This window comes from Kitasatospora sp. NPDC001119, assembly GCF_053598475.1.
The window spans coordinates 145,778-160,379 of the sequence record NZ_JBSFKI010000010.1 but is presented as its reverse complement, the minus strand read 5'-3'; the positions used below and the strand labels follow the sequence as shown (position 1 = coordinate 160,379).

The 14,602-nt window shown below is 69.6% G+C and carries 13 protein-coding genes; 2 read left to right on the top strand and 11 right to left on the bottom strand.

From position 1 onward, the window contains the following. Positions 1-3: 3 nt before the first annotated feature. From ACWDD9_RS15130 to rfbB, 3 genes are read right to left on the bottom strand one after another with little or no spacing between them, the layout of a single operon-like run. Positions 4-1,287: a lipopolysaccharide biosynthesis protein gene (locus ACWDD9_RS15130; protein ID WP_449811785.1), complete on the bottom strand. Its 1,284-nt coding sequence runs from the start codon at positions 1,285-1,287 to the stop codon at positions 4-6. A gap of 50 nt (positions 1,288-1,337) precedes the next feature. After that, complete coding sequence (gene rfbD / locus ACWDD9_RS15125; protein WP_074003961.1) at positions 1,338-2,273, bottom strand: dTDP-4-dehydrorhamnose reductase; 936 nt, start codon at positions 2,271-2,273, stop codon at positions 1,338-1,340. After that, positions 2,270-3,247 (bottom strand): dTDP-glucose 4,6-dehydratase, encoded by a 978-nt coding sequence (rfbB, locus tag ACWDD9_RS15120; RefSeq protein ID WP_117488227.1) that lies wholly within the window; start codon positions 3,245-3,247, stop codon positions 2,270-2,272. The genes rfbD and rfbB overlap by 4 nt, the downstream gene beginning before the upstream one ends. A gap of 81 nt (positions 3,248-3,328) precedes the next feature. On the opposite strand from rfbB, the gene rfbA reads away from it, so the two are divergent. Continuing rightward, positions 3,329-4,204 (top strand): glucose-1-phosphate thymidylyltransferase RfbA, encoded by an 876-nt coding sequence (gene rfbA / locus ACWDD9_RS15115; RefSeq protein ID WP_049649034.1) that lies wholly within the window; start codon positions 3,329-3,331, stop codon positions 4,202-4,204. Further along, complete coding sequence (gene rfbC, locus ACWDD9_RS15110) at positions 4,201-4,800, top strand: dTDP-4-dehydrorhamnose 3,5-epimerase (RefSeq protein WP_049649033.1); 600 nt, start codon at positions 4,201-4,203, stop codon at positions 4,798-4,800. Before rfbA ends, rfbC begins: the two co-directional genes overlap by 4 nt. 85 nt (positions 4,801-4,885) lie before the next feature. On the opposite strand, the gene ACWDD9_RS15105 is transcribed toward rfbC, so the two are convergent. From ACWDD9_RS15105 to ACWDD9_RS15070, 8 genes are all read right to left on the bottom strand, one after another. Continuing rightward, on the bottom strand, positions 4,886-5,335 hold the full coding sequence (locus ACWDD9_RS15105) for a GtrA family protein (RefSeq protein WP_053111918.1): 450 nt from the start codon (positions 5,333-5,335) through the stop codon (positions 4,886-4,888). Further along, positions 5,332-6,294 carry a glycosyltransferase family 2 protein gene (locus tag ACWDD9_RS15100; protein ID WP_049649032.1) on the bottom strand — a complete coding sequence of 321 codons (963 nt, stop codon included), beginning with the start codon at positions 6,292-6,294 and terminating at the stop codon, positions 5,332-5,334. Before ACWDD9_RS15100 ends, ACWDD9_RS15105 begins: the two co-directional genes overlap by 4 nt. 188 nt (positions 6,295-6,482) lie before the next feature. Continuing rightward, entirely contained in the window at positions 6,483-7,676 is a 1,194-nt protein-coding gene (gene tuf, locus ACWDD9_RS15095; RefSeq protein ID WP_049649031.1) for an elongation factor Tu, read from the bottom strand. 200 nt (positions 7,677-7,876) lie between these two features. After that, a complete protein-coding gene (gene fusA / locus ACWDD9_RS15090) occupies positions 7,877-9,982 on the bottom strand; it encodes an elongation factor G (RefSeq protein WP_049649030.1) in 2,106 nt (701 codons plus the stop codon). A 39-nt stretch (positions 9,983-10,021) separates the two neighbouring features. Beyond that, the gene (rpsG, locus tag ACWDD9_RS15085) at positions 10,022-10,492 is read right to left on the bottom strand and encodes a 30S ribosomal protein S7 (RefSeq protein ID WP_030055803.1); all 471 of its coding nucleotides are present in this window, start codon (positions 10,490-10,492) and stop codon (positions 10,022-10,024) included. Positions 10,493-10,494: 2 nt separating this feature from the next. Next, positions 10,495-10,866 carry a 30S ribosomal protein S12 gene (rpsL, locus tag ACWDD9_RS15080; RefSeq protein ID WP_014144289.1) on the bottom strand — a complete coding sequence of 124 codons (372 nt, stop codon included), beginning with the start codon at positions 10,864-10,866 and terminating at the stop codon, positions 10,495-10,497. A 377-nt stretch (positions 10,867-11,243) separates the two neighbouring features. Next, positions 11,244-12,845: a DUF2142 domain-containing protein gene (locus ACWDD9_RS15075; protein WP_049649029.1), complete on the bottom strand. Its 1,602-nt coding sequence runs from the start codon at positions 12,843-12,845 to the stop codon at positions 11,244-11,246. A 47-nt stretch (positions 12,846-12,892) separates the two neighbouring features. Then, positions 12,893-14,581: a hypothetical protein gene (locus ACWDD9_RS15070; RefSeq protein ID WP_049649028.1), complete on the bottom strand. Its 1,689-nt coding sequence runs from the start codon at positions 14,579-14,581 to the stop codon at positions 12,893-12,895. Between the last annotated feature and the right edge of the window lie 21 nt (positions 14,582-14,602).

The following is a 14,602-nucleotide window of genomic DNA, read 5'->3' as shown; positions in this document are numbered from 1 at the left end:
CGGTCAGTCACCGGCCGTCCGGCTGCTCAACACCGCGGCGTTCGGGTCCCCCGACTGCTGGACGAGGCCGGCGGAGTTCGTCGCCGAACGGGCGAAACTCTGCCTCAGGACCGCCAGCATACCGAGGACGGTGGCCACGGAACCCGCCGTGTACGCAACGACCACGCGGGTGGACACGTCGCCCGGCATGAAGGTGATCGCGGCGAGGACCGCCGTGCCGACCGCCCAGCAGAGCAGCTGAAGGTTGTGCCGCTTGAATACCATCAGCGCCTGGCCGAGCACCATCGCGAACATGTACGCCACGGTTCCGGCGGACATCCAGAAGAAGTCGAGGCAGCCGAGCACCGGCTTGGCGCCGAACAGCACCTGGATCAGCCAGGGGCCGAGGGCGACCGCCGGGATGCCGCCGAGCACGCCGAGTCCGCCGACCACGGCGCCGATCTTCTTGAGCATCCCGGTGAAGGCGGCCCGGTCCCCGACCGCGATCGCGGCGGAGAGGCCGTTCAGCAGCGAGGCCTGGAGCGAGCCGAAGACGAACAGCGGCACCCGGGCCAGCACCAGCGCGTTGAGCAGGGCGGCGATCAGCGCGGAGTCGGAGGGCGCGAGCAGCTTGGTGCTCACCACGGCCGCGTTCACCACGACCTGGGAGAGCAGCGTCGAGCAGATCAGCAGGCCGAGCCCGGAGCAGAGTTCGGACCAGCCGACCTGCTCGCCGGGCTTCACCGCGCGCAGCAGCGGCGGCAGCGTGACGATCGTGGCGATGATCGGCGCGACGGCCAGGATCAGGCTGAACGCGAGCGCCGAGTGCACACCGGCCACGGCGAAGGCGAAGGCCAGGCCGATCCGCAGGCCGCCGTCCAGGCCGAGCTGGGTGCCATACGCGCCGAAGCGGCCGAGGCCGGCCAGCACACCGCGGGTGAGGTAGCAGACGGCCATGCCGGTGAAGGCCCCGCCGAGCGCCAGCACCAGCGAGCGGTCGCCGTGGAACATCGACCGGGCGATCGGGCCGGAGGCGGCGCCGAGGGCGACCAGGGTCGCCGCGAGGATCCCGCCGGTGAGCAGGGTCGCCCGGCGCAGCACCGGCGCGGCGCCGTGGCCGAGCGCCGCGCGCGCCGAGACGATCCGGGTGAGCTCCTGCTCGATCGGGAAGAAGACGCCGATGCCGACCGACATCACGATCGTCCACAGCAGCGAGACGTTCGCCATGTCGTCGACCGACAGGCTGTGGCCCGCCACTCCGAGGTGGATGTAGGAGGCGGCACCCAGTACGACAGTGCCGCCGGCCACCGCCAGGGTTCCCGGCGGTAGCGCGGCAGCCACCTTCGTCAGTGCGTTCTTCACTGAGGTCTGTCGCTCTCCGTGGTCCGGGCCGTGGCGGCCAGTTCGGCGAAGACGGGCGTGGCCAGGGCCTCGGCCAGCATGGTCCGCCACTCGGGCAGCGGCGCCAGCCCGGCGGCGGCCCAGCGGTCGTGGGCCAGCACGCTGAAGGCGGGGCGGGCGGCCGGGCGGACGAAGGCCTCCGACGTGGTCGGGCGGATCCGCTCCGGGTCCAGCCCGCTCAGCGCGTAGGTCTCGCGGGCCAGTCCGCACCAGGTGGTCCGGCCGCTCGCGGTGCCGTGGTAGACGCCGGCCGGGGCCTGCCCGGCGAGCGCGGCCCGGCCGAGCTCGACCAGGCGGCCGGCCAGCGCGTACGACCAGGTCGGCTGGCCGTGCTGGTCGTCCACCACGTCCAGGGTGTCGCGCTGGGCGGCGAGCTTGAGCATGGTGGCCACGAAGTTCGGGCCGTGCTCGCCGTACAGCCAGGCGGTGCGCACGACGTAGCCGTGCTCGGGGAGCAGTTCGGCGACCGCCCGCTCCCCCACCAGCTTGCCGCGGCCGTACGCGTTCACCGGCGCGGTCGGGGCGTCCTCCGGGCAGGGCTCGGTGGCGTCGCCCGGCAGGACGTAGTCGGTGGAGACGTGCAGCAGCCGCGCGCCGCTCTTGGCGCAGGCCTCGGCCAGGTGGCGCACACCGGTGCCGTTGACGGCGGTGGCGGCGTCCTCCTCGGCCTCCGCGGCGTCGACGTTCGTCCACGCGGCGCAGTTGACCACGATGTCGTGGCCCTCGACGGCGGCCTGGACGGCCGCCGGGTCGGTGATGTCGAGGTCCGCCCGGCGCAGCGCGGTGATCTCGGCGGTCCCGTCGGCGCCCAGCACCGAGAGCAGGTCCTGCCCGAGCATCCCGGCCGCGCCGGTGACCAGCCAGCGCACGGGCGCGGCGGCGTTCGCGGTCACTTGGCCAGGGCCGCCTTCTGCTTCAGCGGCTCCCACCAGGCGCGGTTCTCGCGGTACCACGCGATGGTCGCGGCGAGGCCGTCCTCGAAGCGGACCTGCGGCTCGTAGCCGAGCTCCTCACGGATCTTGCTGATGTCGATCGAGTAGCGGAGGTCGTGGCCCTTGCGGTCCTCGACGTGCTCGACCATGTCCCAACCCGCGCCGGCGGCCTCCAGCAGCAGGCCGGTCAGCTCCTTGTTGGTGGCCTCGGTGCCGCCGCCGATGTTGTAGACCTCACCCGCGCGGCCGCCGCGCATGACCAGCTCGATGCCCCGGCAGTGGTCGGAGACGTGCAGCCAGTCGCGGACGTTGCCACCGTCGCCGTACAGCGGCACCTTCTTGCCGTCGATCAGGTTGGTGGTGAACAGCGGGATGACCTTCTCCGGGAACTGGTAGTGCCCGTAGTTGTTGGAGCAGCGGGTCACCACGACGTCCATGCCGTGGGTGCGGTGGTACGCCAGCGCCAGCAGGTCGGAGGAGGCCTTGGAGGCCGAGTACGGGGAGTTCGGCTCCAGCGGCCAGGTCTCGGTCCAGGAGCCCTCGCTGATCGAGCCGTACACCTCGTCGGTGGAGATGTGCACGAAGCGGCCGACGCCGTGCTTGCGCGCGGCGTCGAGCAGGACCTGGGTGCCGACGACGTTGGTCAGCACGAACGGGCCCGCGCCGGCGATCGAGCGGTCCACGTGGGACTCGGCGGCGAAGTGCACCACCACGTCGTGGCCCGGCATGACCTGGTCGACGGCGTCCGCGTCGCAGATGTCGCCCTGGACGAAGGTGTAGCCCTTGTGGTCGGCCACCGGGGCGAGGTTCTCCAGGACGCCCGAGTAGGTGAGCTTGTCAAAGACCGTGATCCGGGCGTTCTCGTCAGCCCCGAGGAGCTGACGGACGAACTCCGAACCGATGAACCCGGCGCCGCCGGTCACGAGGATGCGCATAATGCGCGTAGTCTACCGCCGCCCGAACGCCCCTCCGACCCGGCCCCTCCCGCGTTCACCGATCTCGAATAGGGTGCTCCCATGCGTGGAATCCTCCTGGCCGGCGGCACCGGCTCGCGGCTGTGGCCCCTGACCCGTGCGGTGTCGAAGCAGCTCCTCCCGGTCTTCGACAAGCCGATGATCTACTACCCCCTCTCGACCCTCGTGATGGCCGGGATAAGCGAAATCCTGATCATCACCACCCCGAACGACCGGGACCAGTTCGAACGGCTGCTGGGCGACGGTTCCCAGTTCGGCCTGAAGCTGCAGTACGCCGTCCAGGAGAAGCCCGAGGGCATCGCCCAGGCCTTCGTGCTCGGCGCGGACTTCATCGGCGACGAGCCGGTGGCCCTGATCCTCGGCGACAACATCTTCCACGGCACCGGCCTGGGCACCTCGCTCACCGAGCACTCCGACATCAAGGGCGGCCGGGTCTTCGCCTACCCCGTGGCCGACCCGACCGCGTACGGCGTGGTCGAGTTCGACGAGAGCGGCCAGGTCATCTCCATCGAGGAGAAGCCGACCGAGCCCAAGTCCCGCTACGCCGTCCCCGGCCTGTACTTCTACGACAACCGGGTCGTCGAGATCGCCCGCACCCTGGAGCCGAGCGCCCGCGGCGAGCTGGAGATCACCGCCGTCAACGACGCCTACCTGCGCACCGGCGACCTGCACGTGACGACCCTCGACCGCGGCACCGCCTGGCTGGACACCGGCACGTTCGTGTCGATGGTCCAGGCCTCGGAGTTCGTCCGGGTCATCGAGGAGCGCCAGGGCTTCAAGATCGGCTGCATCGAGGAGGCCGTCTGGCGGGCCGGGCTGATCGACGACGCCCAGCTGCGCGAGCTCGCCGAGCCGCTGCTGAAGAGCGGCTACGGCCAGTACCTGGTGGACCTGCTCGACGAGGCGGCCGCCAAGTGAAGTTCCGCGAGCTCTCCATCGAGGGCGCCTTCGAGATCACCCCGCAGGTGCACGGCGACGCCCGCGGCCACTTCACCGAGTGGTACCGCTTCGACCTCCTCGCCGAGGTCGTCGGCCACCCGCTGGACCTGGCCCAGGCCAACCTGTCGCTGTCCGCCAAGGACGTCGTCCGCGGCATCCACTTCGCCGACGTCCCGCCCGGCCAGGCCAAGTACGTGGCCTGCACCCGCGGCGCGGTGCTGGACGTCATCGTCGACCTGCGGGTCGGCTCGCCGTCCTTCGGCAAGTGGGAGTTCGTCCGGCTGGACGACACCGAGCGCACGGCCGTCTACATCCCGGAGGGCCTCGGCCACGGCTTCTGCGCCCTGAGCGACGACGCCACGCTGACCTACCTCTGCTCGGCGACGTACAACCCGACCGGCGAGCACGGCGTGCACCCGCTGGACCCGGACCTCGGCATCGAGTGGCCGACCGACGCCCCGCAGCTCTCGGCCCGTGACGCGGTCGCGCCCACCCTCGCGGAGGCGCTCGCCACCGGCCTGCTGCCGGACTACCAGGCCTGCAAGGCCTACACGGACTCGCTGAAGCAGCAGTAACGGCGGGGCCCGACCCACGGAGGGGACGCGTGCAGCGGCACGCGTCCCCTCCGTCGTCGTACCGGCCGCCGGCCGCGCGCCGGGCTCAGCGCCTCCGGAAGACCCACAGCTTGAGCAGCACGAACCGGGCCACCGTGGCGAGGCCGTTGGCCGCCACCAGCCCGGCCACCTCGACCACCCGGGAGGCGTGCGGCAGCGCCGCGTCCAGCAGCGCCAGCGCGCCGCTGCTGAGGCCCAGCCCGATCAGGAACGCGACCGCGCCCTGGAGCTGGTGGCGCACCGCGCCGTCCGAGCCGGTGATGCCGAAGGTGAAGCGGCGGTTGGCCGCGGTGTTGGCCACCGCGCTGACCGCCAGGGCCACCAGGTTGGCCGCCTGCGAGGAGGCGACCAGCCGCAGCAGGACGAACAGGGCCAGGTAGAAGAGGGTGCTCAGCACCCCGATGACCAGGAAGGACGGCAGCTGCCGGCGGACCGGCCGGGCCGCCCCGGCGGGCTCGTCGCGCTCGCCCCGGTCCGCGGAGAGGGTCTCGTTCACGCGCCCGTACCGTACCGGTCCTGCTCCTCGGCGGAGTCGTAGCCGACGAAGTACGCGGGCCGGGCCTGGACCGCCGAGTAGATCCGGCCGACGTACTCGCCGAGCAGGCCGACGCAGACCAGCTGCACGGCGCCGATGAAGAGCATCCCTATGAACAGCGAGGACCAGCCGGGCACGGTGGAGCCGACGGCGTACGCGACCGTGGTGTAGATCGCCAGCAGGAGGCAGACCAGGAAGCTGAACAGCCCCAGCCAGGTGGCCAGCCGCAGCGGGGCGGCGGAGAAGTTGGTGACGCTGTCCAGCGCGAGCCGGAGCATCTTCGAGAGCGGGTAGTGGGTGCTGCCCGCGACCCGCTCCTCGCGCACGTAGACCACCTCGCCGCTGGGGAAGCCCAGCCACGGCACCAGCAGCCGGTAGACCGGCTGGTGCTCGGGCATCGCCTTGAGCGCGTCCACCGCCGCCCGGCTGAGCAGCCGGAAGTCGCCGGCCTGGTTGGGCATCCGCTTGCCGACCAGCTTGCGCATCAGCCAGTAGTAGCCGCCGGCGGTGTGCCGCTTGAAGAAGGTGTCGGTGCCGCGGTCGCCGCGCACGCCGTAGACGATGTCCAGGTGCTGCTCGCGGGCGAGCTCCAGCATCTCGGGGATCTTCTCCGGCGGGTCCTGGAGGTCGGCGTCGATGGAGACCACGTAGTCGCCGTGGGCGCGGTGGATGCCGGCGGTGAGGGCGGCCTGGTGCCCGGAGTTGCGGGCGAAGCGGACGATGCGGAACTCCGGCCAGTCCTGGCGGATCTTCTGCATCAGCACCGGGGTGACGTCGGTGCTGCCGTCGTCCACCCCGACCACCTCGTAGGCCACGTCGAGCCCGTCGAGGATCGGCCGCAGCCGTTCGACGGTCAGCGGGAGCGCCTCCTGCTCGTTGTAGATCGGCATCACGACCGACAACAGCGGTGCCGTTGACATGCGTTGGTCCCACTTTCCGCGACGGCGGGCTGGATGGTGGCCCGACCATAACAGTCTGCGATGAGCGGCCGCTGAAAGGCGGTGCGCTCCGGTGAACTGCCCATGAGACGCCGAAGGGCCCCGCGCACCGTGCGGTGCGCGGGGCCCTTCGGACGAGCCTGTACGAGGCAGGCAGGTCAGATCGTCAATTACTTGATGATCTTGGTGACCTGGCCGGCGCCGACGGTGCGGCCACCCTCACGGATGGCGAACTTCAGGCCCTCCTCCATGGCGATCGGCTGGATCAGCGCGACCGTCATGGCGGTGTTGTCGCCCGGCATGACCATCTCGGTGCCCTCGGGGAGGGTCACGACGCCGGTCACGTCCGTGGTACGGAAGTAGAACTGCGGGCGGTAGTTGTTGAAGAAGGGGGTGTGACGGCCACCCTCGTCCTTCGACAGGATGTACGACTGGGCCTCGAAGTCGGTGTGCGGCGTGACCGAACCCGGCTTGATGATGACCTGGCCGCGCTCGACGTCCTCGCGCTTGATGCCACGGAGCAGCAGACCGACGTTCTCACCGGCCTGGCCCTCGTCGAGCAGCTTGCGGAACATCTCGATGCCGGTGACCGTGGTGGTGGTCTTGGTCTCCTTGATGCCGATGATGTCGACAGTCTCGTTGACCTTGAGGATGCCGCGCTCGATGCGACCGGTGACGACGGTGCCACGACCGGTGATCGTGAAGACGTCCTCGATCGGCATCAGGAACGGCTGGTCCACGGCGCGGGCCGGGGTCGGGATGCTCTCGTCGACAGCCTTCATCAGGCCGAGGAGCTTCTGGCCCCACTCGGCGTCGCCCTCGAGGGCCTTCAGCGCGGAGACGCGGACGACCGGCAGGTCGTCGCCCGGGAACTCGTACTCGGAGAGCAGCTCACGGACCTCGAGCTCGACGAGCTCCAGGATCTCCTCGTCGTCCACCATGTCGGCCTTGTTCAGGGCGACAACGATGTACGGAACGCCGACCTGGCGGGCCAGGAGGACGTGCTCCTTGGTCTGCGGCATCGGGCCGTCGGTGGCGGCGACCACCAGGATGGCGCCGTCCATCTGGGCGGCACCGGTGATCATGTTCTTGATGTAGTCGGCGTGACCCGGGCAGTCAACGTGCGCGTAGTGACGGTCCTCGGTCTGGTACTCGACGTGCGCGATCGAGATGGTGATACCGCGCTGACGCTCCTCCGGGGCCTTGTCGATCTGGTCGAACGGCGTGAAGGGGTTCAGGTCCGGGTACGCGTCGTGCAGCACCTTGGTGATGGCCGCGGTCAGCGTGGTCTTGCCGTGGTCGATGTGACCGATGGTGCCGATGTTGACGTGGGGCTTCGTCCGCTCGAACTTCGCCTTCGCCACTGAGTCCTCCTGAGGACAGTTCCTGTACGCCGTGCTGACGCCAGTTGGTCTTTGATCGGTTTTGGTGCGGGTTGCCCGGAGGACATCCCGTGCCGTCCCGCTGGTGGGGGGGCCGGAGGCTCCCGGGAGGATCCGACCGGATCCTCCCGAGACGCCTCCGAATAGCCTAAGGCTTCGTAATCGTCCCGATTATCGGGACGTCACTCGCCCTTGGCCTTGGCGATGATGTCGTCCGCCACGTTCTTCGGAACCTCGGCGTACGAGTCGAACTGCATCGAGTAGCTCGCGCGACCAGAGGTCTTGCTGCGCAGGTCACCGACGTAGCCGAACATCTCGGAGAGGGGCACCAGCGCCGTGACGACGCGGGCACCGTGACGCTCGTCCATGGACCGGATCTGGCCACGGCGAGAGTTGATGTCGCCGATCACGTCGCCCATGTAGTCCTCGGGCGTGGTGACCTCGACGGCCATCATCGGCTCGAGGAGGACCGGCTTGGCCTTCCTCGCGCCTTCCTTGAAGGCCATCGAGCCGGCGATCTTGAACGCGAGCTCGGAGGAGTCGACGTCGTGCGACTGGCCGTCCAGCAGGCTCACGCGGACACCCTGCAGCGGGTAGCCGGCGAGGATGCCGAACTCCATGGCCTCCTGGCAACCGGCGTCGACCGACGGGATGTACTCCCGCGGAACGCGGCCACCGGTGACCTTGTTGACGAACTCGTAGCCCTCGGCCTGCTCGAGCGGCTCGATCGCGATCTGCACCTTGGCGAACTGACCGGAACCACCGGTCTGCTTCTTGTGGGTGTAGTCGATGCGCTCGACCGCCTGGCGGATGGTCTCGCGGTACGCGACCTGCGGCTTGCCGACGTTGGCCTCGACCTTGAACTCACGGCGCATACGGTCGACCAGCACCTCGAGGTGCAGCTCGCCCATACCCGCGATGATGGTCTGGCCGGTCTCCTCGTCCGTGTTGACCTGGAAGGACGGGTCCTCCTCGGCGAGACGCTGGATGGCAACACCCAGCTTCTCCTGGTCACCCTTGGACTTGGGCTCGATCGCGACGCGGATGACCGGGGCCGGGAAGTCCATGGACTCCAGGATGACCGGGTTCTTCTCGTCGGACAGCGTCTCACCGGTGGTGGTCTGCTTCAGGCCCATGACGGCGATGATGTCGCCGGCGCCCACCGAGTCGATCTCCTCACGCTTGTTCGCGTGCATGCGGTAGATCTTGCCGATGCGCTCCTTCTTGCCCTTGACGGCGTTCAGCACCGAGGTGCCGGACTCCAGGCGGCCCGAGTAGACCCGGACGAAGGTGAGCTTGCCGAGGTGCGGGTCCGACATGATCTTGAACGCGAGCGCGGCGAGCGGCTCGTCGTCCGAGGCCTTGCGGGAGATCTTGACGCTGTCGTCGCCCGGCTTGGTGCCCTCGATGGACTCGATGTCCAGCGGGGACGGCAGGTACTTGACGACCGCGTCGAGCAGGGGCTGAACGCCCTTGTTCTTGAAGGCGGTACCGCAGAAGATCGGGGTGAAGTCCGAGTTCAGGGTGCCCTTGCGGATCGCGGCCTGCAGCAGCTCGACCGGGATCTCCTCGCCCTCGAGGGCGAGCTCCATGATCTCGTCGCTGACGTTCGAGACCGTGTCGATGAGCGCCTCGCGGTACTCGTCGGCCTGCTCCTGCAGCTCGGCCGGGATGTCGACGATGTCGTACATCTCGCCCTTGGCGGCCTCGGCGGACCAGACCAGCGCCTTCATGCGGACCAGGTCGACAACGCCCTGGAAGTCCGACTCGGCACCGATCGGGAGCTGCATGACCAGCGGGGTGGCGCCGAGGCGGTCCACGATGGTCTTGACGCAGAAGAAGAAGTTCGCGCCCGTGCGGTCCAGCTTGTTGATGAAGCAGATGCGCGGGACGCCGTAGCGGTCAGCCTGCCGCCACACGGTCTCGGACTGGGGCTCGACACCGGCGACACCGTCGAACACCGTCACGGCACCGTCGAGGACGCGCAGCGAACGCTCCACCTCGACGGTGAAGTCGACGTGACCCGGGGTGTCGATGATGTTGATGGTGTGGTCGGCGTCGTCGACCGTCCAGTGACAGGTCGTCGCGGCCGACGTGATCGTGATGCCGCGCTCCTGCTCCTGCTCCATCCAGTCCATGGTGGCAGCGCCATCGTGGACCTCACCGATCTTGTACGACACACCGGTGTAGAACAGGATCCGCTCGGTGGTGGTGGTCTTGCCCGCGTCGATGTGCGCCATGATCCCGATGTTGCGGACCTTGGCGAGGTCAAGGGAGGTTGCAGCCATTGTGGCTCGTTCTCTCTCTGTCTAGTGACGGGGTACGGACTACCAGCGGTAGTGCGCGAAGGCCTTGTTGGACTCGGCCATCTTGTGGGTGTCCTCGCGACGCTTCACGGAAGCGCCCAGGCCGTTGCTGGCGTCGAGGATCTCGTTCATCAGGCGCTCGGTCATGGTCTTCTCGCGACGGGCGCGGGAGTACCCGACCATCCAGCGCAGCGCCAGGGTGCTGGCGCGGCCCGGACGGACCTCGACCGGAACCTGGTAGGTCGCGCCACCGACACGGCGGGACTTGACCTCGAGGGCCGGCTTGACGTTCTCCAGCGCGCGCTTCAGCGTCACGACGGGGTCCGAGCCGGTCTTCTCACGGACGCCCTCGAGGGCGCCGTAGACGATCCGCTCAGCGGTGGAACGCTTGCCGTGCAGCAGGATCTTGTTGACCAGCTGGGTGACGACCGGGGAGCCGTAAACCGGGTCGATGATGACCGGGCGCTTCGGGGCGGGGCCCTTACGAGGCATTCTTACTTCTCCTTCTTGGCGCCGTAGCGGCTGCGAGCCTGCTTGCGGTTCTTGACACCCTGGGTGTCAAGCGAACCGCGGATGATCTTGTAGCGGACACCAGGAAGGTCCTTCACACGACCACCGCGCACCAGCACGATGGAGTGCTCCTGCAGGTTGTGGCCCTCGCCCGGGATGTAAGCGGTGACCTCGATCCCGCTGGTGAGGCGCACACGGGCGACCTTGCGGAGAGCCGAGTTCGGCTTCTTCGGGGTGGTCGTGTACACACGCGTGCAGACCCCACGGCGCTGCGGGGAACCCTTCAGCGCGGGAGTCTTGTTCTTCTCGACCTTGTCCTGCCGGCCCTTTCGGACCAGCTGCTGGATCGTAGGCACCGTTTCTCCGTTTTCTGTGTGCCAAGGCTTGGTGGAACTAACCTGCGGTGTCTCCCCTCACACACGGCCCCGTGGTCGACCCACGCGGTCGGGTGTGTTGGGCTTGTTACGACACGGAATCCCATGGCTGCTGTACAGCGACGGCGCTCTACGCGCGGGACGCTGGGAAGCGCTCCGGCTCGGCGCGGCGACCGGTGTGCATGCACGCACAAGGACCCGGGGACACCCCAGGCACAAGGTCAGAGCGTACCTAGCGCATCGGGCTCGGTCAAAACAAATGCAACGCCGCAGGTCGCGGGGCCGGCACCGGAAGCGGCCCGGGAACCGGGCCGGGGCGGGGCTCCCTACCACAACCGGGCAGCCCCCGCACCGCGACCCTACGCCTCCGCGTGGGCCCCGGCGAGCCGGGGCGGATCCTGCGCGGCACCGCCGTCGGCCGCCCCGGCCGACTGCGGCAGCGGACGGTCCCGGTTGTCCGACACCGCCGCGAACAGCCCCAGCGCGAGCGCGGCCAGGGTGTACACGGCCAGCCACAGCATCCAGGTGCCGGGCGGGGACCAGTGCGCCGGGTTGATCAGCAGCGGGCCGGTGCTGCCGACCGTGTTGCGGCGCAGCGCCCAGAGGAAGGCCGCGGCGTTGACCAGGGACAGCGAGAAGCCGGAGATCACCAGCAGCCGGCGCCAGGCGAAGCCGCCCCAGGGCAGCCGCTCGTGGCAGATCGCGGCGCACAGGATCGGCAGCCCGACGGCGAACGGCAGCAGGTAGCGGCCCTGCCAGATCATGCCCAGCTGGCGCGCCTGCATGGCCTGAGCCGCTATCGGTATCACCACGATGCCGACCATCACGCCGACGATCGCCAGGGCGTCCCGGAACCGGGCGTAGCACAGCGCGAACATCGCCAGGGCGAGCACCACCCCGCACCAGACCAGCAGCGTCGCGGCCGGCGCCTCGGCGTCCAGCCAGCCGAAGTAGCCGATCATCTGCTTCATGTACAGCAGGCCGAAGTCGAAGGTCTTCCGGGCCGCGGCCAGCGGGGTGAGGTCGCTCGGGGTGTTGATGATCGAGTTGTCCGGGTGGCTCGACGACCAGGCCAGGGCCGCGACGGCGGACGCGGCGCCCAGGCCTCCCCAGAGCCAGGTCACCTTGCGGCGGACCACTTCCCGCACCGCGCCCTTCTGGCTCAGCAGCAGCGCGAAGAACAGGGCCCCGGCGAACCAGATCATGCCCAGCGGGCGGATGCTGATCAGCACCAGCGCGCCGATGCCCAGCCGGGCCAGCCGGCGGTTCAGCAGGTGCGGGTCCGGGTTCATCAGCATCGGCAGCCCGGCGCTCCAGACCAGGATGCCCGCCGCGATCTCCGGACCGCTCGGGTTCACCATGCCGAACAGGAACAGCGCCATCGGGGTGGCCGCGGTGACCGTGCCCAGCAGGGTGAAGGACCGCCGCCGCCACTCGGCCGCCGAGACCACCGCGCTCGCCACCAGGGCGGAGCAGATCAGCGCCGACATCAGGCGCATCAGGTAGAAGCCCTTCGCCCCCGGGACCAGGAGGCTGGGCCAGCCCACCGCGAAGTAGTACGCCGGGTGGTAGCGGCCGGCCGCAGTGGTCACCAGGGCCTCGCCCGGCCGGTCGATGAGCCGCGGCGCGCAGGAGGCCGGGGTCTCGGGCTTGAAGACGTAGCAGGAGTTGACGTCCTTGAGCTCCTGGTAGATCCGCGGGAGCTCAACCCCGGTCTCGGCGAACTGGCCCTCGATGCCGCCCACCAGGTGCGGGACCATGACCTCGCGGCCCTCGACCTGCCCCCGGGCGACGGCCGCGGCCCGGATGAGGTGGGCGTGCTCGTCCGGCGAGGCGCCGATCGGGGTGGCGATCGACCAGGACGCACTCAGGGCGAACAGGATCGCGAAAGCCACTGCCCACAGACGCCTCGGCGAGGAGACGAGCCGGTCGGCGAGGCTCTTGACGGCGGTGATCATCATCAGGATTGGGCCTTCGGGGTCAGTTCGGGCTCATGGGCGGGAACTGGTTACTTGATCATGCTGAGCCATGACTGGTCACCGGTCTTGGAGCAGTGCCCACCCGGCGCGAACTTCGGGCAGGTGCCGTCGAGGTTCTGCACGGTGTGCGACACCCACGGCAGGATGCGGTAGGTGTTCTCCTTGGCCGGCAGGTAGCGGTCCGACATCGACGACGAGACCGTACCGAACAGGAAGAGGAGAGCGAACAGCGTACCGACGACGGCCGCCTGCGGGCCCGGCAGGGGCGTTCCGGCGAGTCCCCCGGTCCCGGCGGCCTCCCCGGTCCCGTCGGCCCCCGCGACCCGGCGGTGCTCGGCCAGCCGGAGCGACACCAGGTGGACCAGCAGGGCGCACAGCAGCAGGCCGCAGTACAGCAGCTGGTTGTTGGTCCGGGTGTAGAGCTGGACCGTCTGCGTCTCGTACATGTGCGAGGCGATGTACATCCGCATCACCCAGGCGCTCGCGAACATGCAGCTGATGGTGACGACCACCGGCTTGCGGATGCCCAGCCAGAGGGCGGCGCCCAGTGCGACGAACATCACCACGGCGAACAGGTCCATGCCGCCGAACTCGCCGGGGATCGGCCAGTCCCCCACCTTGCCCGGCATGTCCGTGCGCCACATCAGGAAGTACGCCGGGTCGGTGAAGTTGTCGAAGCGGAAGTTGGGGTCCTTGGTGTCCTGGCCGTCGGTCAGCATGGTCACCAGGTAGCTGCCGCAGACCAGCAGGAACGCGCCCACGGTGGCGGCCAGGTAGACCAGGCCCTTGAGCCGGCTGTCACGCCAGGGGAAGTACGCCAGCGCCGCGACCACCACGCCGATGGCGCTCCACAGGAACCACCCGGAGTAGGTGAGGAACAGCAGGCCCAGCAGCGCGCCGAAGCCGGCCGCCTTCAGCAGCAGCAGCCGCCAGCCGTCCGTCCCGCTCCGGCGCAGGTGCACCACCACGGCGACCAGGACGGGCACCAGGACGACCAGCACGGTCTGGCTGTACGGCTTGTAGGCGTCGATCAGGGCGAAGGCCGGCAGCACGCCGAAGGCGAGCGCCCGGACCGGGCTGAGCAGCATCCGCCACGACAGGTAGACCAGCGGGCCGAACGCGGCGGCGCCGAGGATCTGGAGGTCCTTGAAGGCGTACGCGGTGTTGCCGCCGCGGAACCACTCGGCGTAGTAGCCCAGGGTGTAGAGCGGCGCCGGCGGGTAGACCGCCGAGCCCGAGGGCTGGCCGTTCGCCAGGGCGTGGGCCCACTCGACGATGCGCCCGCTGTCGCCGTTCAGGCCGAACATCGGCCAGGGCGTGCCGAGCAGCGCCATCACCGCGCCGGCCGCCACGAAGCCGCTGGCGAGGCCCGCGATGGCGGCCGCGGAGAACCGGGCCACCAGGCCGAAATGCCGGCCCGAGCGGAAGCGCATCGCGAGCACGACCGCGCCGAGCAGGAGGAAGCCGATGACCGCGAACCGCAGCTGCAGCGCGGCGAGACCGCTCACCTGGGCGATCCGGTCCAGCGGGTCCATGTGGAACTTGCTCGCCATCACGGGGAGCACCAGGGCGGCCAGGAAGGCGATCAGGGCCTCACCCGCGAGCAGTGCCGGGGCCGACGTCCAGAGCCGAGCCGCGGAGCGGCGCGCGGATCCCGGGATCAGCGGACGCCCTCCGATCGGCGGGATCCTGGAGGCCTCTTGGGCACTGACTGTCACTGGTAACGGTCCTCAGCTCGT